This is a genomic window from Enterobacter sp. SST3 (assembly GCF_000286655.1).
In the GTDB taxonomy this organism is placed as follows: Bacteria; Pseudomonadota; Gammaproteobacteria; order Enterobacterales; family Enterobacteriaceae; genus Enterobacter; species Enterobacter roggenkampii.
On record NZ_ALNS01000038.1, the window covers coordinates 121,662 to 140,850 of the forward strand.

The window sequence follows — 19,189 nt, forward strand, 5'->3', positions numbered from 1 at the left end:
GCGCGCTGGTGTCACTTGTCTTCTGCCAGCGCCTGAGCACACGCCCAGGCACTTGCCCAGGCCCACTGGAAGTTGTACCCGCCGAGCCAGCCGGTGACGTCCATCACTTCACCGATGAAGTAGAGCCCCGGCACGTTCCGCGCTTCCATGGTACGGGAAGAGAGTTCATTCGTGTCGACTCCGCCCAGCGTGACTTCCGCCGTGCGGTAGCCTTCCGTGCCGTTTGGCTGCACGCGCCAGTTTGTTAGCGTCTCGACCAGCGTTTCCTGCTCGCGGCTGTTAAGCTGCTTTAGCGACACGTCGGGGATCTGCCCCAGCACCTGCAAACATTCCACCAGACGCTTCGGCAGCTGCATTGCGAGGGTGTTTTTCAGGCTTTGATTCGGGTGCGCGGTACGCTGCTCGTTGAGGAAGGCATCGAGATCGCAGTCCGGGAGCAGGTTAACCGTGACAAACTCTCCCGGCTGCCAGTAGCTCGAGATTTGCAGGACCGCCGGGCCGGAGAGGCCGCGATGGGTAAAGAGCAGGTTTTCGCGAAACACCGTGCCGTCTTCGGCGGTGATAACGGCGGGAACGGACACGCCAGACAGCGTCTGAAGCTGTTCCAGAAGCGGTTTATGCAGCGTGAACGGCACCAGCCCGGCGCGCGTAGGCAGGACTTTCAGGCCAAACTGCTCGGCGATTTTATAGCCGAACGGGGAAGCGCCCAGCCCCGGCATAGACAGGCCGCCGCTGGCAATCACCAGATTATCGGCGCTGACGGTTTCACCGTTGAGCTGCAGCGTGTAGCCCTGGTCATCGCGGGAAACGTCCAGCACTTCGGTGCGCAGGCGCATGACCACGCCGCCCTTCTCGCACTCGGCCACCAGCATATCGACAATCTGCTGGGCGGAGTCGTCGCAGAACAGCTGGCCCAGCGTCTTCTCATGCCATGCGATACCGTGCTTACCCACCAGGTCGATAAAGTCCCACTGGGTATAACGCGCCAGCGCAGATTTACAAAAATGACGGTTTTGGCTCAAATAGGCCGCGGGTTCAACATACAGGTTAGTAAAGTTGCAGCGCCCGCCGCCGGACATCAGGATCTTGCGGCCTGGCTTTTTACCGTTATCCAGCAGCAGCAAGCGACGACCCGCCTGTCCGGCCATTGCCGCACAAAACATACCCGCCGCACCGGCGCCAATTACCACGGCATCAAACCTTTCCACGTCAAAACCCTCGTTGTTAACTGCCGCGGATTGTAAAGTTTCCTCTGTGGTCACACCAGCGTAAAAAGATATTACAAAGCCATTCCATTGAAATTTAAAGAATATCCTTTCAGGCACTTTTCTCAAATCAGGTGGTATGTCAAAAAAAGTCTATATTTCACTTTGCCCGTTGCGCATTTGTCCTGGATAATGCGCCGCGTTCATGTCCTCAAAATGGCGTAACGTCCTATGCTACATTTGTTTGCCGGCCTGGATTTACATACCGGGCTTTTACTCTTGCTTGCTCTGGTTTTTGTACTGTTTTACGAAGCGATCAACGGCTTCCACGACACTGCAAACGCAGTAGCGACGGTTATCTACACTCGCGCAATGCGATCGCAGCTTGCGGTTGTTATGGCGGCGGTATTTAACTTTTTTGGTGTCCTCCTGGGCGGACTGAGCGTTGCGTATGCGATTGTGCATATGCTGCCAACAGATCTGCTGCTTAACGTAAGTTCTGGCCATGGCCTCGCTATGGTGTTCTCAATGCTGCTTGCTGCAATTATCTGGAACCTCGGTACCTGGTATTTCGGCCTGCCTGCATCCAGTTCTCACACCCTCATCGGCGCGATTATCGGTATCGGGTTAACCAACGCCCTCATGACCGGTACATCGGTTGTTGATGCGTTAAATATCCCGAAAGTACTGGGGATCTTTGCCTCTCTCATCGTCTCCCCTATCGTGGGTCTGGTGGTGGCGGGCGGGCTGATCTTCATCCTGCGTCGTTACTGGAGCAATACCAAAAAACGCTCCCGTATTCACCTGACGCCGGCAGAGCGTGAAAAGAAAGACGGCAAGAAAAAGCCGCCATTCTGGACGCGTATTGCCCTGATCATTTCCGCTATCGGCGTGGCTTTCTCACACGGCGCGAACGATGGTCAGAAAGGCATTGGTCTGGTGATGCTGGTACTGATCGGCGTTGCTCCGGCAGGCTTCGTGGTTAACATGAACGCCTCCGGCTACGAAATCACCCGTACCCGCGATGCGGTCAACAACGTTGAAACTTATTTCCAGCAGCACCCTGAACTGCTGAAAAAAGCGACCGGCGTTGACCAGTTAATCCCGTCTCCGGAAGCCGGTGCCACGACTGCACCTGGCGAATTCCACTGCCATCCGGCTAACGCGATTAACGCGCTGGAACGTGCCAAAGGCATGCTGGGCAATATCGAAAGTTATGACAAACTGACCGTTGAGCAGCGTGGTCAGCTGCGTCGCATTATGCTGTGCATCTCTGATGTGACGGATAAAGTGGCGAAGCTGCCAGACGTGAATGCTGACGACCAGCGTCTCCTGAAGAAACTGAAAGGCGATATGCTCAATACCATTGAGTACGCGCCAATCTGGATCATCATGGCGGTCGCACTGGCACTCGGTATCGGTACGATGATCGGCTGGCGCCGCGTGGCGACCACCATCGGCGAGAAGATCGGTAAGAAAGGCATGACCTATGCGCAGGGTATGTCCGCGCAGATGACGGCGGCAGTGTCTATCGGTCTGGCGAGCTACACCGGTATGCCGGTATCCACCACCCACGTACTCTCCTCGTCCGTGGCAGGTACCATGATTGTTGACGGTGGCGGCCTGCAGCGCAAAACCGTAACCAACATTCTGATGGCCTGGGTGTTCACCCTTCCGGCATCCATCCTGCTGTCTGGCGGGCTGTACTGGATTTCGCTGAAGCTGATTTAATCGGTTAAAGGCGACAAAAAAGCGGGTCAGGAAACTGACCCGCTTTTTTTATGCTCAGTGCCAAATCATCAATGCAATCATACTGACGACGACCAGCCCGCACAGGGCACTGGTCAAAATGAACTGACGACGCAGGCGCTCGCAGCGACGGATAAATTCTTCATCGTGATGATCGCGGTAGCGCTGGTAGTAGATATATCCCACCAGACGCATCTGTTTGCTGGGCTGTCCATGCGAGGTGAAGAACCCTCCACCGTCCACATACTGATAAAGCAACGGATCGCAACCACGAAGTACCACTAACAGCGCACGTAACGATGAGAAGTAGCGCGCCATATTCACTATGCAAACTACGCATAACGCCCAAAACAATGCGACGGTGCTAATCATACATCCTCCCCGGCGTCCGCCCACGAAGCAAGGCTTCTGAGCTACCGCACCCCAATGCCCTGACAGACAGTTCAGTGAAAGAATGACCAAAAGTCGATCCGGTTCGCGTTTTAATATCCGAACGGCTCATTTAATAGTGTAGGAGATCCGTTAATTTTTTTGCCACAAGGTTAATCGTTATCAACACCAAAGCTTGAAAAATATGTTTAACTGGGCCGTAATGAAAGCATCAGACGACGGCTTTCCCATTTAGTCATCGATAACTTAAGGAAGGAGTAACACTATGGCTTACAAACACATTCTCATCGCGGTAGACCTCTCCCCGGAGAGCAAAGTGCTGGTTGATAAAGCGGTATCCATGGCACGTCCCTACAACGCGAAAGTTTCGCTGATTCACGTTGATGTGAATTACTCCGACCTCTACACCGGTCTGATCGACGTCAATCTGGGCGATATGCAGAAGCGTATCTCCGAAGAGACGCACCACGCCCTGAGCGAACTGTCCACTAACGCAGGCTACCCGATTACCGAAACCCTGAGCGGCAGCGGCGACCTGGGCCAGGTACTGGTTGATGCGATCAAGAAATATGACATGGACCTGGTGGTGTGTGGTCACCATCAGGACTTCTGGAGCAAGCTGATGTCTTCCGCGCGCCAGCTGATTAACACCGTTCACGTGGATATGCTGATTGTTCCACTGCGTGACGAAGAAGACGAGTAAGTGCAAAAAAGCCCGGTGGCGCTAACGCTTACCGGGCCTACAAACGGCACTAACTGTAGGCCGGGTAAGGCGAAGCCGCCACCCGGCTTTTTTTATTCCGGCGTGCCTGAGTAGATATCAAACCGGTGCCCTTTGGTGGTCACCGCATTGGTCGTGGCAACGTCCGCCAGCGGCGGCGCATAGTCAGGGCGCTTCACCACCACCCGCTTCGTCGCCAGCTGGCGAGCCGGCGCCAGCAGGCCATCCGCGTCCAAATCAGGCCCCACCAGAGACTGAAACACCCGCATCTCTTTCTTCACCAGCGCGCTTTTCTGCTTGTGCGGAAACATCGGGTCGAGATAGACCACCTGCGGGCGCGGGCTGATATCGGTCAGCGCCGTCAGGCTCGAGGCGTGGATCAGCTGCAATCGTTCCTGCAACCACGGGCCGATTTCCGGGTCCGCGTAGCCACGGCTCAGACCGTCGTCGAGCAGGGCCGCCACCACCGGGTTACGTTCCAGCATCCGCACCCGACAGCCGACAGACGCCAGCACAAAGGCATCGCGCCCCAGCCCCGCCGTGGCATCGACCACGTCCGGCAGATAGCTTCCTTTAATCCCAACCGCTTTAGCTACCGCTTCGCCGCGACCGCCACCGAACTTGCGCCGGTGCGCCATCGCGCCACCGACAAAATCGACGAAAATCCCGCCGAGCTTCGGTTCGTCGCGCTTGCGTAACTCCAGATGCGCTGTCGTCATCACCAGCGCCATCGGGTTTTCATCATCGTGCTCCAGCCCCCAGCGGGCGGCCAGAACAGATAAGGCGCCGTCTCCGGCGCCCGTTTCATCCAATAAGCAGATCTTCACGTAACAATCAGCCTTTGATCCCGTAATGCTCAAGCATCGCATCCAGCTGCGGCTCGCGTCCGCGGAAGCGTTTGAACAGCACCATTGGCTCTTCGGAACCGCCGCGGGTCAGGATATTGTCGAGGAACGACTGGCCAGTTTCACGGTTGAAGATCCCCTCTTCTTCGAAACGAGAGAAGGCATCCGCCGCCAGCACGTCGGCCCACAGGTAGCTGTAGTAACCCGCCGCGTAACCGCCTGCAAAGATATGGCTGAACGCGTGCGGGAAGCGGCCCCAGGTTGGCCCGGGAATAACGGCAACCTGCTTTTTAATCTCGGCCAGGGTTTCAAGAATTTTCGCGCCCTGCTCGGGGCTGAACTCGGCGTGCAGGCGGAAATCGAACAGGCCGAACTCCAGCTGACGCAGGATAAACATCGCCGCCTGGTAGTTCTTCGCTGCCAGCATTTTATCCAGCAATTCTTTCGGCAGCGGTTCGCCGGTCTCATAGTGACCGGAGATAAACGCCAGCGCGTCCGGCTCCCAGCACCAGTTTTCCATAAACTGGCTCGGCAGTTCGACCGCATCCCACGGCACACCGCTGATGCCTGCCACGCCTGCGGTTTCGATGCGGGTCAGCATATGGTGCAGACCGTGACCGAACTCGTGGAAAAGGGTGATCACTTCGTCGTGGGTAAAGAGTGCAGGTTTGCCGTTTACCGGACGGTTGAAGTTACAGGTCAGGTAGGCGACCGGCTTCTGCAGAGAACCGTCTGCTTTACGCATCTGGCCCACGCAGTCGTCCATCCACGCCCCGCCGCGCTTGTTCTCACGCGCGTAGAGATCGAGGTAGAAGCTGCCGCGCAGTTCGTTTTTCTCGTCATACAGTTCGAAGAAGCGCACGTCCGGATGCCAGACGTCGATATCGGTACGCTCTTTGGCGGTGATGCCATAGATGCGCTTCACCACTTCAAACAGGCCGTTAACGGCTTTGTTTTCCGGGAAATACGGGCGCAGCTGCTCGTCGCTGATGCTGTAGAGGTGCTGCTTCTGTTTTTCGCTGTAGTAAGCAATGTCCCACGGCTGCAGCTCGTCCACGCCGAACTCCGCTTTCGCGAAGGCGCGCAGCTGGGCCAGCTCTTTTTCACCCTGAGGACGGGCGCGTTTCGCCAGATCGGTCAGGAAGTCGAGCACCTGCTGCGGATTTTCCGCCATTTTGGTGGCGAGAGATTTATCGGCGTAGTTTTCAAAGCCCAGCAGCTGGGCCAGCTCGTGGCGCAGGGCGAGGATTTCCGCCATGACCGGGCTGTTGTCCCACTTACCGGCATTCGGCCCCTGATCGGAGGCGCGGGTGCTGTAGGCGCGGTACATCTCTTCGCGAAGCGCCTGGTTGTCGCAGTAGGTCATCACCGGCAGATAGCTCGGGATATCCAGAGTAAGCAGGAAGCCGTCCTGCTCTTTCGCCTCGGCCTGCGCTTTTGCCGCCGCCAGGGCGCTTTCCGGCATGCCGGAAAGCTCCGCTTCGTCGGTGATCAGCTTCGTCCAGCCCATGGTGGCGTCGAGCACGTTGTTGCTGTACTGGTTGCCCAGCTCGGACAGGCGCGCGGCGATTTCACCGTAGCGGGTCTGCTTCTCTTTTGGCAGGCCAATCCCGGACAGCTCAAAATCACGCAGGGCGTTATCGACTGATTTTTTCTGCGCCGTGTTCAGTTCGGCATAATGGTCGCCGTCGCGCAGGTCGCGATAGGCTTTGTAGAGCCCTTCGTGCTGACCGACCCAGGTGCTGTACTCAGAGAGCAGCGGCAGGGTTTGCTCGTAGGCTTCGCGCAGCTCCGGGCTGTTTTTTACCGAGTTCAGGTGGCTCACCGGGGAGAAGATGCGCCCCAGCACGTCGTCCACTTCGGCCAGCGGCTGACACAGATTTTCCCAGGTGTACGGCGCGCCCTGCGCTACCACGCTTTCTACCGCCGCGCGGCAGTTGTCCAGCGATTGCGTAACGGCTGGAACCACATGCGCGGGGAGGATTTTAGAAAACGGCGGCAACGAAAAAGGCGTCAGTAATGGATTGGTCATAAACGCTGTCCTGTTGAATAAGATGAATGAAGCGCGCATCCGGCGCTGTGCATATGCGATCTAGAATGGGGTTAAGTGTAGAGGATTTCAATGCCGGACGTTGTCGAAAAGAGCCCGGTGGCGCTGCGCTTACCGGGCCTACGGGTAATCTGCGCCGTTCTGCTGTAAACTGTGGCAAATCGTCAATTCAGCGGAATATCATTACCCATGCTCAGTTATCGCCACAGCTTCCACGCAGGCAACCACGCCGACGTCCTTAAACACACCGTTCAGAGCCTGATCATCGAATCGCTCAAAGAGAAGGAGAAGCCGTTTCTCTATCTGGACACCCACGCGGGCGCGGGCCGTTATCAGCTGAGCGGTGAGCATGCCGAGCGTACCGGTGAATATCTGGAAGGGATCGCCCGCATCTGGCAGCAGGACGACCTGCCTGCCGAGCTGGAGCCGTACATCGGCGTGGTGAATCACTTCAACCGCAACGGCCAGCTGCGCTACTACCCGGGATCCCCGCTGATTGCCCGCCAGCTGCTGCGCGAGCAGGACAGCATCCAGCTGACCGAGCTGCACCCGAGCGACTTCCCGCTGCTGCGCTCTGAATTTCAGAAAGACAGCCGCGCCCGCGTGGAAAAAGCCGACGGCTACCAGCAGCTGAAAGCCAAGCTGCCGCCGGTCTCCCGTCGTGGCCTGGTGCTGATCGACCCGCCGTACGAAATCAAAACCGACTATCAGGCGGTGGTGACCGGTATCCACGAAGGCTACAAACGCTTCGCCACCGGGACATACGCCCTGTGGTATCCGGTGGTGCTGCGTGCGCAAATCAAACGCATGATCAAAGACCTGGAAGCGACCGGCATCCGCAAAATTCTGCAGATCGAGCTGGCCGTGCGTCCGGACAGCGACCAGCGCGGCATGACCGCCTCGGGCATGATCGTCATTAACCCGCCGTGGAAGCTCGAAGCGCAGATGAACAACGTGCTGCCGTGGCTGCACAAAACGCTGGTGCCAGCCGGTACGGGCCATACCTCCGTCAGTTGGATCGTGCCGGAGTAATCGCAGCCATCGGTGGAAACTATTGATTTCAGGTATACAATCGCGGCAATTCACGATTAAGGACAAAAGCTATGACTAAGCATTATGACTACATCGCCATCGGCGGCGGCAGCGGCGGCATCGCCTCCATCAACCGCGCGGCCATGTACGGCCAGAAGTGCGCGCTGATTGAAGCCAAAGCGCTGGGCGGCACCTGTGTGAACGTGGGTTGTGTACCGAAGAAGGTCATGTGGCATGCGGCGCAAATCCGTGAAGCTATCCACATGTATGGCCCGGACTACGGCTTTGACACCACCATCAACCACTTCGACTGGGACAAACTGATCGCCAGCCGTACCGCCTACATCGACCGTATTCATACCTCCTACGACAACGTGCTGGGCAAAAATAACGTCGACGTTATCCACGGTTTCGCTCGCTTCGTTGATGCGAAAACGATCGAAGTGAACGGTGAGACGATCACCGCCGATCACATCCTGATCGCTACCGGCGGTCGTCCAAGCCACCCGAACATCCCGGGCGTGGAATACGGCATCGACTCCGACGGTTTCTTCGAACTGCCTGCCCTGCCAAAACGCGTTGCCGTGGTGGGCGCGGGTTACATCGCGGTGGAGTTGGCTGGCGTGATTAACGGTCTGGGTGCCGAAGCGCACCTGTTCGTGCGTAAACACGCGCCGCTGCGCAGCTTCGATCCGCTGATTGTTGATACACTGGTTGAAGTGATGAACACCGAAGGTCCAACACTGCATACCAACGCCGTGCCAAAAGCGGTCGTAAAAAATGCAGACGGCAGCCTGACGCTGGAGCTGGAAGATGGCCGCAGCCAGACCGTCGATTGCCTGATCTGGGCGATTGGCCGTGAACCGGCGAACGATAACTTCAACCTGGGCGTGACCGGCGTGAAAACCGACGAAAAAGGCTATATCGTCGTCGATAAATTCCAGAACACCAGCGTACCGGGCATTTACGCGGTCGGCGACAATACCGGTGCGGTTGAGCTGACCCCGGTGGCCGTTGCGGCGGGTCGTCGTCTTTCCGAGCGCCTGTTTAACAACAAGCCGGACGAGCATCTGGACTACAGCAACATCCCGACCGTGGTCTTTAGCCACCCACCAATCGGCACCGTCGGCTTAACCGAGCCGCAGGCGCGCGAGCAGTATGGCGACGACCAGGTGAAAGTGTATAAATCCGCGTTTACCGCGATGTATACCGCCGTTACCTCCCACCGTCAGCCGTGCCGCATGAAGCTGGTCTGCGTCGGCCCGGACGAGAAGATTGTCGGTATCCACGGCATTGGCTTCGGCATGGATGAGATCCTGCAGGGCTTTGCGGTAGCGCTGAAGATGGGCGCGACCAAGAAAGATTTCGACAATACCGTGGCGATCCACCCAACGGCCGCCGAAGAGTTTGTCACCATGCGTTAATGCATAAGCCCCTCTCCGGAGGGGCTTTTTTTATTCACATTCATAAATCGTTGCAAAACGAATGCTCCGAAAAGAGTGATCTACCGCACATATCCCTCCACATCTACCGAAGCGAATGTCTACGCTTATAAGACGCCCGGATAAACCTGTCTTTTGAACACACAACCGGAGGTCCCTATCACCATGTTCAACCAGAAACTACAGGCTACCGAGAACATCGAATTCGAGATTGCAGAAGAGCTGCGCTACGAGACCGATCCCTGCGAGTTGAAACTGGATGAAATGATTGAGGCGGAGCCGGAACCCGAGATGATCGAGGGGCTACCCGCCTCCGATGCACTGACGCCCGCAGACCGCTATCTTGAACTGTTTGAGCACGTGCAGTCCTCGCGCCTGTTCACGGACAGCAAAACCTTTCCCGACTGCGCGCCGAAGATGGATCCGCTGGATATCCTGATCCGCTACCGCAAAGTCAGACGCCACCGGGATTTCGACCTGCGCCAGTTTGTGGAAAACCACTTCTGGCTGCCGGAGACCTACAGTACGGAATATGTTTCCGACCCCGGTCTGTCCCTCAAAGAGCACATTGACAGCCTGTGGCCAGTGCTGACGCGCGAGCCGCAGGATCATATTCCCTGGTCTTCCCTGCTGGCGCTGCCCCAAGCCTATATCGTTCCCGGCGGACGATTCAGCGAGACCTACTACTGGGATTCCTATTTCTCCATGCTGGGGCTGGCGGAGAGCGGTCGTAACGATCTGCTGAAATGTATGGCGGATAACTTCGCCTGGCTGATTGAACGCTACGGGCATATTCCCAACGGCAACCGTACCTATTATCTCAGCCGCTCCCAGCCGCCGGTCTTTGCGCTGATGGTGGAATTGTTTGAGGAGGACGGCGTGCGCGGTGCGAAACGCTATCTGGAACACCTCAAAATGGAGTACGCCTTCTGGATGGACGGCGCGGAGTCGCTCCTGCTTAACCAGGCCTACCGCAGCGCCGTGCGTATGCCGGACGGCTCGTTGCTCAACCGCTACTGGGATGACCGTGATACCCCGCGCGATGAATCGTGGATTGAGGACGTGGAAACTGCCCGCCATTCGGGCCGTCCGCCAAACGAGGTGTATCGCGACCTGCGCGCCGGGGCGGCGTCCGGCTGGGACTATTCCTCCCGCTGGCTGCGCGATCCGTCGCGGCTCGCCAGCATCCGCACGACGCAGTTTATCCCCATCGATCTGAACGCCTTCCTGTACAAGCTGGAAAGCGCAATCGCCAACATCTCGGCGTCGAAAGGGGATAAAGAGACGGCAGACCTGTTCCGCCAGAAAGCCAGCGATCGCCGCGAGGCAGTGAACCGCTATCTGTGGGACGAGGAGAGTGGCTGTTACCGCGATTACGACTGGCGACGCGAAGAGCTGGCGCTGTTTTCTGCCGCCAGCATTGTGCCGCTGTATGTCGGCATGGCGACCCATGAGCAGGCCGAGCGCCTGTCGGATGCGGTCAAAGCGCGACTGCTGACGCCGGGCGGGATTCTGGCGACCGAGTACGAAACCGGCGAGCAGTGGGATAAACCCAACGGCTGGGCGCCGCTGCAGTGGATGGCGATCCAGGGGTTCAAGCAGTACGGCAACGACTCGCTGGGGGATGAAATCGCCTGGAGCTGGCTGCATACGGTGAACCATTTTTATCAGACGCATCATAAGCTGATTGAGAAGTACCACATCGCCAGCAGCACGCCGCGCGAAGGGGGCGGGGGTGAGTATCCGCTGCAGGATGGTTTCGGCTGGACGAACGGCGTGGTGCGGCGGCTGATTGGGTTGTATGGGGAGCCTTGAATAGGGTGCGGTCTGGTGCCCTCACCCCGGCCCTCTCCCACGGGGAGAGGGAGGAGAAATCAGCGAATCACCTCATAAATGGCGCTCTGAATAGACTGCCATTTTTTGGTGGTGGCATCCGGCTGTGACTTCGCACGGCGTGTGGCCATGTCGAGATCGTGCTGCTGGCGTTTCACCACCGCTGGCACGGTGCAGAAAGCTTTGAGGTACTCTTTACGTACCGAGGTCAGAGACTCGCCGTTCGACATCGCGTGGCTGAGCGTGTTGATGAAGCGCCGACACGGCTTCTCTTCCACCATGTTTTGCCGGTAGCGTAGCATCAGCTCCAGCACGTCGTCATAGCCTGCCGACATCGCCTCTTCGGTCCAGGACAGCTTCCAGTCCATACCGCCCTGCAAAAAGAGCTGGGTCACGCGGGTGTCGTTGCGGTTAATGGCCGAGCGGAAATTATTCTCGTCCCAGGTCACTCCCATGCGCGTGAGCGTTTCGCGCGAGGAAGGCGTCTCACGCATTTCCTGTGGCGGCGCCGCTTCAGCCGCGCTGACGGCCGCAGGCTGCGGTTTACTGCTGGTCACCAGCCAGAAGCCTCCCGCCACGATGGCAATCACCATGACGCCAACTGCTCCCCATAACGCACCGGAAATGAGCTGCTCGCGTTGTTCGGGGGTGCGCGGCGCGCGCTGGGTCGGCTTTTCAATGGTGTCACGGACTTCAAACAGATCCCCACCGGTGACCCGATCCATTTTCTGCGCCTTTTCCCAGAAGGTATGCAGTTCGCTGGCATCTACCGCCATGAATCCCGCCGGATTGACGCGCGTTCTCCCCTCTTCAAACGCGCGTTGAACGGGCCGCGCGATCTGCGCGTAGTAGTTATCCAGCAGCTGGATTTGCGCCGAGCTTAACGTTTTCTGGACGGTGATGTTGTTACGGATTTGCCGAATGTCATCGAGGAAGGTTTGCAGCGTTTTACGCGGTTCAACCAGCAGCGTCAGCATGGACGGGTCGCTGAACAGCGAAGCGTAATAGCGGCTGAACTCTTTTTTATCCACCAGCATTTGCGCCAGTTCGCTGAACATCATGCCGCTCAGGACATCGTTGATCTCGCCCAACTTCAGCCAGCGCCGTACGCGGTCGGCGTTAAACAAAGTCTTGAGATGGTTATTCAGCCTTACCTGATCGGGCCAGGCCTGCTGGATGAGCCCTTTTATCATGAGCTCTATCGCCCGCACCTGCTTATGCGCCTGCTGCTGCTGGAGTTCGCTGCCCGGAGCCAGCTCCGTGCTGTAGGTCAACAGCGGCTGCTGCAGGCGAAGGTGCTCCAGCGCGGTGACAAAGCGCATCGCCGCAATCAGCTGGTTTTCACTCACATCCTGTCCGCTTTCATACTGCGGCACGCGCTGCTGCAGCAGGCGCAGCTGGAGCGTAAATTCCGACATCTCGGCATCATTCAGGTTGAGTTTTTTCGCTACGGCTCCCCAGCCGCCCAGGGCTAATCGCGCGCTGTCCAGTTGTTCCAGAAACCAGCGTGGATCTTTGCCCTCAGAAGCATGTACATTCAGAAGAAGCAAAATTTCCACCGACGCATGGCGAATGACCGCCAGACAGTGTTCGAACTGTTCGCGAATATGATGTGATGTGCTGAGAGTCATTGTTTTCCTTAAGCGACAACGAAGACATCCGGATTGGCACGTAACGGCCTTTTTTCTTTTTATTTATACGCGGTTAACCATACCTGACTTTCTGTTGAAATAAAGTGACAACCCTAAAATCATTTAAAATGTTTCAGGAGAATCTGAATGCCGGTTTTAATTACCCCTCGCCTGAACTGCTCGCCTTTACAAGAAGAAGACTGGCCCTTTTTTCTGGCGCTACAGCAGCATCCCGACGTCATGCGCTTTGTGGCGAAAGACCGCCCCGTCGCGGCGATCCGCGAGGCGTTTGATTCGCGCCTGACGCCCTGGACGCCAGGGAGCGCGCACTGGCTGTGCCTCGTCGTGCGTGACGCCGCTTCCAGGGCTCCGTTGGGCGTCACCGGGTATATTCATCGGGAGGAGGATTGCGCTGAGGTCGGTTTTCTTTTCGCTCCCGAGGCGCAGGGGAAAGGTTACGGCTTTGAATCCCTGAAAGCGCTTTGCGATTACGCTTTTCATCAGGGCGGTATACGTCGACTTACCGCCACCGTCACCGCCGGGAATGTCGCCTCACGACGTCTGCTGGAAAAAGCCCGCTTTTGCCTGGAGGGCGAATTACGCGAGAGCTATTACCTTGCGGGACGTTGGCATAATGACTGGTTATTTGGTTTATTGCGGCAGGAATATCTGAATAACAATCCCTGATCAATAGCCATTTGGCGGATATTTCTCGTACCTCATTTCCTCTACAGTGTCGCCATTAAGAGGAAATGAATATGAAAGAGCATGCGCTGAAAATATCTTCTGCCGCCATCGCGTTAATAAAGAAACATCAGGGTCTTTCTCTGGAAAAATATCGTGACGAAAAAGGATTATGGGTTATCGGCTATGGCCACGTTATCCGCGATCAGGAGCATTTTCACGGCCCTGTCACACCTCTGGAGGCTGAGACTTTGTTGCGCGAAGATATCCGGTTGTGTGAAGCGCTGCTGCGGGAAAATATGACACGTCCATTAACCCAACAGCAGCATGATGCGCTGGTGATGATGATATTCAGTTTCGGAGAGATAACGTCGCTCCCAAACGCGCTTTTTCAGGCCGTCGCCCGGGTATAATACATGGCTGCCTGCGTTCTGTTTTTCACGTCCAGCCGCCGGAAAAGCGCCTCGAGGTGCGCTTTTACCGTGGCCGCACTGATGTTCAGATTGCGGCCAATCTCTTTATTCGACTCCCCCGCCGCCAGCAATTTCAAGACTTCGCGCTGGCGCTCGCTCAAGGATAATAATGCCTGAGGCGACGTCGGCTCTCTGACCCACTCTCCGGGAAAACAGACCATCCCTCTGGATACCGAATCCAGTACGGCGGAAAACCGTTCGGAATTGGCGTTTCGGGGAACAATGGCCATGACGTTTCGCTGCCGCAGCTGCTCAGCACATTTGGCCTCTTTTTTCGCCAAAATCAGAATCACACGTATCGCCGGAAAGCGATGCAGGATCGCTTCCAGCAAAGTGCTCCCTTCGTCCTGAATTAAATTCCCATCAATCATGACGATAGCCGACGGTGAAGCAGAAATCTGAGTCCATAAATCTTCTGCCTGACAGGTCCCAGTTATATTTATTTCCGGAATCAACCTCTGAAGACTGTGTATCGCTCCGTGAATAAAGAGTGACTGCCTGTCAAACATGATTACTCGCATCGTTTTTTCCCCTCTGAGAATAGCGAAGGGGGATTCTACAGAGGCATTATTTAAGAAAAAACTCAACGAATGGATACGTTACAAATCCCCGGTGTTCTTTATATCTGTCAGTATTTAGACACATTTATCTTAAGGATTTACTCAAGCGCATACCTCACAGGAACATACCGCCTGATACTTCAATACGTTGCGCATTCATCCAGCCCAGTTTGTCGCTGAGCAGTGCCGCAATGGCATCGCCGATATCGTCAGGCAGCCCCACCCGCCCCAGCGCCGTCTGGGACGCCAGCATCTGGTTGAGCTCCGCGTTGTCGCGCACGTGTCCGCCGCCAAAGTCGGTTTCTATCGCGCCAGGCGCAATGATATTGACGGAGATGCCGCGCGCGCCCAGCTCTTTCGCCTGATAACGCGTCAACACTTCCATTGCTCCTTTCATCGCCGCGTAGGTCGCCGATCCCGGCTGGGTAAAACGGGCCAGCCCGCTGGAGACGTTGAGGATCCGTCCGCCGTCGTTAAGCAGCGGCAGCAGGCGCTGCGTCAGGAAGAAAGGTCCTTTGAAATGAACGTTCAGCGCCTCGTCAAACTGGGCTTCCGTCGTGTCGGTATAAGGCGCATATAAACCTGTCCCGGCATTGTTCAATAAATAGTCAAACGTTTCACGCTGCCAGACGCTCTTAAGGGTCTCCTGAAGCTGTTGGGCAAAATGCTCAAAGCTCGTGATATCCCCGACGTTGAGCTGCAATGCCGCCGCGTTGACGCCTTTTTCCTGAATTTCATGCACAACGTCAAGCGCTTCCTGCTGGCTGCGGTTGTAGGTCAGCACAATTCCCGTGCCGTCTGCCGCCAGCTTTAAGGCAGCATTTTTACCCAAACCACGGCTACCACCCGTCACTAATGCGATACGTTCAGTCATCATAAACCTCGTTTTGGCTGTTATGGAGATTGAGTAAGAGCTTATTAGGTGATAGAAAATCAATAAAGATGAGTTAAAACGCTTCACTGTTTCAGCACAAACAACAATGAGCTACATCTATGGATAAAATTCACGCAATGCAGCTGTTTGTTCGTGTCGCGGAACTGGAGAGTTTTTCCCGCGCGGCAGAAACATTAACGTTGCCGAAAGGCAGCGTGTCACGGCAGATTCAGGCCCTCGAAAACCGGCTTGGCACCCAGCTATTGCACCGCACCACCCGCCGCGTCAGCCTGACGCAGGACGGTATGGTCTATTACGAACGGGCAAAAGATCTGCTGGCAAACCTCGATGAGCTGGACGGTATGTTTTTGCACGATCCCTCCAGCATCAGCGGACGGCTCCGCGTGGATATGCCCGTCGCCGTTGCTCGAAATTTAGTCATCCCCAAACTCCCTGCTTTTCTGCAGCATTATCCGGGCATCGAGCTGGAGCTCAGCAGCAGCGATCGTCTGGTGGATGTGATCCGCGAAGGGTTTGACTGCGTGGTACGCGTCGGCACGCTGAAAGATTCAGGGCTTATTGCCCGACCGTTGGGCAAGCTGTCGGTGATTAACTGCGCCAGCCCGGATTATCTGGCGCGTTTTGGCTACCCGGAAACGCTGGACGATTTAGGCTCGCACGCCGTCATTCACTACACCGCTACGCTGGGAACTCGCCCACAGGGCTTTGAGTTTTATAACGGCAGTACGACGCAGTGGATAAAAACGGGAGGGGTGTTAACTGTTAACAGCACCGAAACTTACCAGGCTGCCTGCCTCGCCGGGCTGGGCATCATTCAGGTTCCGCGGGTTGGGGTGCGAGATTTACTGCGCGCGAAGAAACTGATTGAAATTCTCCCGCAATACCGGGCCGAACCAATGCCTGTCTCCCTGATTTATCCCCACCGGCGCAACCTCTCCCGCCGGGTACATCTGTTCATGGAGTGGCTGACCGAACTCACAAAAGCTTACGTGGACTAGTCGCAAGCTATAATTCAGTAACATCCAGCCAAACGAAAAGGAAAAGACGCGTGACGCCGGAAAATAACCCGCAACGACCCACCCAACATTTAGAGTATGAACCCATCAAGAAGATGGAGACCGAGCCGGAAGAGACCAGGTCTCCAGGTACCGCCAGCAAAGCGCTGGGGACCGTCACCGGCATTATCGCCAGAATTCAGCAGTTTCCCATGATTGCGCATCTGATACGTGCGACCGAACGCTTTAATGACCGCATGGGAAACCAGTTTGGTGCCGCCATCACCTATTTTTCCTTCCTGTCGATGATCCCGATCCTGATGGTGTCGTTTGCGGCGGCCGGTTTTGTGCTCGCCTCGCACCCGACGCTGTTGCAGGATATCTTTAACAAAATCCTGAATAACGTCAGTGATCCAACCCTTGCCAGCACGCTCAAAAGCACCATCAATACCGCCGTCCAGCAGCGCACCACCGTCGGTATCGTCGGTTTGCTGATTGCCCTTTACTCCGGCGTTAACTGGATGGGCAACCTGCGCGAGGCCATTCGCGCCCAGTCGCGCGATGTCTGGGAGCGTAAGCCGCAGGATCAGGAGAAAATTTGGGTGAAGTATCTCCGCGACTTTGTTTCGCTGATTGGTCTGCTCGTCGCGCTCATCGTGACGCTGTCCATTACCTCCGTGGCGGGCTCGGCGCAGCAGATGATCATCTCCGCGCTCTACCTTGATTACATCGAATGGCTGAAGCCCGCCTGGCGCAGCATTGGGCTGGCCATTTCCATCTTCGCCAACTACCTGCTGTTCTTCTGGATCTTCTGGCGCTTGCCCCGTCATCGTCCCCGCAAGAAGGCGCTGATCCGCGGCACGTTGATCGCGGCGATCGGCTTTGAGGTGATCAAAATCGTGATGACCTACACCCTGCCGTCGCTGGTAAAATCCCCTTCCGGCGCGGCGTTCGGCTCGGTGCTGGGGTTAATGGCGTTCTTCTACTTCTTCGCACGTTTAACCCTGTTCTGCGCCGCGTGGATCGCCACTGCCGAGTACAAAGACGACCCGCGAATGCCGGGCAAAACGCACCGTTAACCCCTCTCCCGGGCTGAAATTTCAGCCCGATTCATCATTTCAGCATATAAATCCAGTCCGTAACTTTTATTTAACCGAAAACCAGTTTTATTGACTGATATTTAAAATCTGTGAAGCATTTCATAGACGTGTTTTGGCTGGCCTGAAAATTATCCGCTTTTTGTTGCTTTTATCACCAGGTCGCGGCTTTGTTACAGATTGAAATGTCGCTTTTGCTGTGCGTAATATGGCCTTTCGTTCGACAAAAATAAGAAAATATTATGCAAGCAACCGCCACCACACTCGACTCAGAAACGGAAAACGTTCCGGTAAATTCGCGAAATAAAGTTGTCGTCGCCTCGCTGATTGGCACCGCCATCGAGTTCTTCGACTTTTACATTTACGCCACCGCGGCGGTCATCGTCTTCCCGCACATTTTCTTCCCGCAGGGCGATCCGACGGCGGCCACGCTGCAGTCTCTGGCGACCTTTGCTATCGCGTTTGTTGCGCGTCCGATTGGCTCCGCGCTGTTTGGACACTTTGGCGATCGCATCGGACGTAAAGTGACGCTGGTGGCCTCGCTGCTGACGATGGGGATCTCCACCGTGGCCATCGGCCTGCTGCCGACGTATGAGACCATCGGCATTCTGGCGCCGGTCCTGCTGGCGCTGGCGCGTTTTGGTCAGGGTCTGGGACTGGGTGGTGAATGGGGTGGCGCGGCGCTGCTGGCCACCGAGAACGCCCCGGCGCGCAAGCGCGCGCTGTATGGTTCTTTCCCGCAGCTTGGCGCACCGATTGGCTTCTTCTTCGCCAACGGGACGTTCCTGCTGCTCTCCTGGCTGCTGACGGATGAACAGTTCATGAGCTGGGGCTGGCGTATCCCGTTTGTCTTCTCAGCCGTGCTGGTGCTGATTGGCCTGTACGTGCGAGTTTCTCTGCATGAGACCCCTGTTTTCGCAAAAGTGGCCGCGGCGAACAAGCAGGTGAAAGTGCCGCTGGGCACGCTGCTGACCAAGCACGTCCGCGTGACCGTACTGGGCACGTTTATCATGCTGGCCACCTACACGCTGTTCTACATCATGACCGTTTACTCCATGACCTTCAGTACCGCCGCCGCGCCGGTTGGGCTGGGTCTGCCGCGTAACGAAGTGCTGTGGATGCTGATGATGGCGGTGATCGGATTTGGCGTGATGGTTCCGATTGCGGGCCTGCTCGCGGATAAGTTCGGTCGTCGCGCAAGCATGATCACCATCACCACGCTGATCGTTCTGTTTGCTCTGTTCGTCTTCCCGCCGCTGCTGGGTTCAGGTAGCCCGGCGCTGGTGATGGCCTACCTGCTGATTGGCCTGAGCCTGATGGGGTTGACCTTCGGCCCGATGGGTGCGCTGCTGCCAGAGCTGTTCCCGACGGAAGTGCGTTATACCGGCGCGTCGTTCTCCTACAACGTCTCGTCTATTCTGGGCGCCTCCGTTGCGCCGTATATCGCCACCTGGCTGCAGGCAAACTACGGCCTGTTCTATGTGGGTGTTTATCTGGCGGCCATGGCGGCACTGACGCTGATTGCGCTGCTGCTGACGCACGAGACGAAGCACCAGGCTCTGTAAGCTAATGCCGGGTGGCGGCTAC

General features: G+C 56.6%; 17 protein-coding genes. 10 read left to right on the forward strand and 7 right to left on the reverse strand.

Annotation, left to right across the window (positions count from 1 at the left end):
- Positions 1–11: 11 nt before the first annotated feature.
- Positions 12–1,208: an NAD(P)/FAD-dependent oxidoreductase gene (locus tag B498_RS02235; RefSeq protein WP_008503115.1), complete on the reverse strand. Its 1,197-nt coding sequence runs from the start codon at positions 1,206–1,208 to the stop codon at positions 12–14.
- A gap of 228 nt (positions 1,209–1,436) precedes the next feature.
- Between B498_RS02235 and pitA the strand changes: the two genes are divergently transcribed.
- Positions 1,437–2,936 (forward strand): inorganic phosphate transporter PitA, encoded by a 1,500-nt coding sequence (pitA, locus tag B498_RS02230; RefSeq protein WP_008503116.1) that lies wholly within the window; start codon positions 1,437–1,439, stop codon positions 2,934–2,936.
- A 54-nt stretch (positions 2,937–2,990) separates the two neighbouring features.
- On the opposite strand, the gene uspB is transcribed toward pitA, so the two are convergent.
- Positions 2,991–3,326: a universal stress protein UspB gene (gene uspB / locus B498_RS02225; RefSeq protein ID WP_003861224.1), complete on the reverse strand. Its 336-nt coding sequence runs from the start codon at positions 3,324–3,326 to the stop codon at positions 2,991–2,993.
- Between the two features lie 283 nt (positions 3,327–3,609).
- Here uspB and uspA point away from each other — a divergent pair, with 283 nt between their 5' ends.
- On the forward strand, positions 3,610–4,047 hold the full coding sequence (gene uspA / locus B498_RS02220) for a universal stress protein UspA (RefSeq protein ID WP_003861223.1): 438 nt from the start codon (positions 3,610–3,612) through the stop codon (positions 4,045–4,047).
- 92 nt (positions 4,048–4,139) lie between these two features.
- Here the strand turns inward: uspA and rsmJ are convergent, their stop codons facing one another.
- Entirely contained in the window at positions 4,140–4,892 is a 753-nt protein-coding gene (gene rsmJ, locus B498_RS02215; protein ID WP_032623086.1) for a 16S rRNA (guanine(1516)-N(2))-methyltransferase RsmJ, read from the reverse strand.
- A 7-nt stretch (positions 4,893–4,899) separates the two neighbouring features.
- Positions 4,900–6,942 (reverse strand): oligopeptidase A, encoded by a 2,043-nt coding sequence (prlC, locus tag B498_RS02210; RefSeq protein ID WP_008503118.1) that lies wholly within the window; start codon positions 6,940–6,942, stop codon positions 4,900–4,902.
- Between the two features lie 207 nt (positions 6,943–7,149).
- Between prlC and B498_RS02205 the strand changes: the two genes are divergently transcribed.
- From B498_RS02205 to B498_RS02195, 3 genes are all read left to right on the forward strand, one after another.
- Positions 7,150–7,992, forward strand: coding sequence for a 23S rRNA (adenine(2030)-N(6))-methyltransferase RlmJ (locus tag B498_RS02205; RefSeq protein ID WP_008503119.1), 843 nt, complete (start codon positions 7,150–7,152; stop codon positions 7,990–7,992).
- A 71-nt stretch (positions 7,993–8,063) separates the two neighbouring features.
- Positions 8,064–9,416 (forward strand): glutathione-disulfide reductase, encoded by a 1,353-nt coding sequence (gene gorA / locus B498_RS02200; protein WP_008503120.1) that lies wholly within the window; start codon positions 8,064–8,066, stop codon positions 9,414–9,416.
- Positions 9,417–9,599: 183 nt separating this feature from the next.
- Positions 9,600–11,249 (forward strand): alpha,alpha-trehalase, encoded by a 1,650-nt coding sequence (locus tag B498_RS02195; RefSeq protein WP_008503121.1) that lies wholly within the window; start codon positions 9,600–9,602, stop codon positions 11,247–11,249.
- 59 nt (positions 11,250–11,308) lie between these two features.
- Here B498_RS02195 and B498_RS02190 read toward each other — a convergent pair whose 3' ends face one another.
- A complete protein-coding gene (locus B498_RS02190) occupies positions 11,309–12,898 on the reverse strand; it encodes an STY4199 family HEPN domain-containing protein (protein WP_008503122.1) in 1,590 nt (529 codons plus the stop codon).
- 147 nt (positions 12,899–13,045) lie between these two features.
- On the opposite strand from B498_RS02190, the gene B498_RS02185 reads away from it, so the two are divergent.
- On the forward strand, positions 13,046–13,585 hold the full coding sequence (locus B498_RS02185) for a GNAT family N-acetyltransferase (RefSeq protein ID WP_008503123.1): 540 nt from the start codon (positions 13,046–13,048) through the stop codon (positions 13,583–13,585).
- Between the two features lie 71 nt (positions 13,586–13,656).
- On the forward strand, positions 13,657–13,995 hold the full coding sequence (locus tag B498_RS02180) for a lysozyme (protein ID WP_008503124.1): 339 nt from the start codon (positions 13,657–13,659) through the stop codon (positions 13,993–13,995).
- Here B498_RS02180 and B498_RS02175 read toward each other — a convergent pair.
- Together B498_RS02175 and B498_RS02170 are read right to left on the reverse strand one after the other, a co-directional pair.
- On the reverse strand, positions 13,974–14,576 hold the full coding sequence (locus B498_RS02175; RefSeq protein WP_008503125.1) for a response regulator transcription factor: 603 nt from the start codon (positions 14,574–14,576) through the stop codon (positions 13,974–13,976). The genes B498_RS02180 and B498_RS02175 overlap by 22 nt on opposite strands.
- A 154-nt stretch (positions 14,577–14,730) precedes the next feature.
- Positions 14,731–15,489 (reverse strand): SDR family NAD(P)-dependent oxidoreductase, encoded by a 759-nt coding sequence (locus B498_RS02170; RefSeq protein ID WP_008503126.1) that lies wholly within the window; start codon positions 15,487–15,489, stop codon positions 14,731–14,733.
- Between the two features lie 119 nt (positions 15,490–15,608).
- Here B498_RS02170 and B498_RS02165 point away from each other — a divergent pair, with 119 nt between their 5' ends.
- From B498_RS02165 to B498_RS02155, 3 genes are all read left to right on the forward strand, one after another.
- A complete protein-coding gene (locus B498_RS02165; RefSeq protein WP_008503127.1) occupies positions 15,609–16,508 on the forward strand; it encodes a LysR family transcriptional regulator in 900 nt (299 codons plus the stop codon).
- Between the two features lie 50 nt (positions 16,509–16,558).
- Entirely contained in the window at positions 16,559–17,584 is a 1,026-nt protein-coding gene (gene yhjD, locus B498_RS02160) for an inner membrane protein YhjD (RefSeq protein WP_008503128.1), read from the forward strand.
- 260 nt (positions 17,585–17,844) lie between these two features.
- Positions 17,845–19,167, forward strand: coding sequence for an MFS transporter (locus B498_RS02155; RefSeq protein ID WP_008503129.1), 1,323 nt, complete (start codon positions 17,845–17,847; stop codon positions 19,165–19,167).
- The last annotated feature ends 22 nt before the right edge of the window (positions 19,168–19,189 follow it).

Bases quoted from the DNA above. Each gene is read 5' to 3' on its own strand.
- B498_RS02165 (WP_008503127.1), top strand. From the start codon at position 15,609: ATGGATAAAATTCACGCAATGCAGCTGTTTGTTCGTGTCGCGGAACTG.
- gorA (WP_008503120.1), top strand. From the start codon at position 8,064: ATGACTAAGCATTATGACTACATCGCCATCGGCGGCGGCAGCGGCGGC.
- B498_RS02170 (WP_008503126.1), bottom strand. From the start codon at position 15,489: ATGACTGAACGTATCGCATTAGTGACGGGTGGTAGCCGTGGTTTGGGT.
- B498_RS02190 (WP_008503122.1), bottom strand. From the start codon at position 12,898: ATGACTCTCAGCACATCACATCATATTCGCGAACAGTTCGAACACTGT.
- uspA (WP_003861223.1), top strand. From the start codon at position 3,610: ATGGCTTACAAACACATTCTCATCGCGGTAGACCTCTCCCCGGAGAGC.
- B498_RS02205 (WP_008503119.1), top strand. From the start codon at position 7,150: ATGCTCAGTTATCGCCACAGCTTCCACGCAGGCAACCACGCCGACGTC.
- B498_RS02180 (WP_008503124.1), top strand. From the start codon at position 13,657: ATGAAAGAGCATGCGCTGAAAATATCTTCTGCCGCCATCGCGTTAATA.
- B498_RS02175 (WP_008503125.1), bottom strand. From the start codon at position 14,576: ATGCGAGTAATCATGTTTGACAGGCAGTCACTCTTTATTCACGGAGCG.
- prlC (WP_008503118.1), bottom strand. From the start codon at position 6,942: ATGACCAATCCATTACTGACGCCTTTTTCGTTGCCGCCGTTTTCTAAA.
- B498_RS02155 (WP_008503129.1), top strand. From the start codon at position 17,845: ATGCAAGCAACCGCCACCACACTCGACTCAGAAACGGAAAACGTTCCG.
- uspB (WP_003861224.1), bottom strand. From the start codon at position 3,326: ATGATTAGCACCGTCGCATTGTTTTGGGCGTTATGCGTAGTTTGCATA.
- B498_RS02185 (WP_008503123.1), top strand. From the start codon at position 13,046: ATGCCGGTTTTAATTACCCCTCGCCTGAACTGCTCGCCTTTACAAGAA.
- B498_RS02195 (WP_008503121.1), top strand. From the start codon at position 9,600: ATGTTCAACCAGAAACTACAGGCTACCGAGAACATCGAATTCGAGATT.
- pitA (WP_008503116.1), top strand. From the start codon at position 1,437: ATGCTACATTTGTTTGCCGGCCTGGATTTACATACCGGGCTTTTACTC.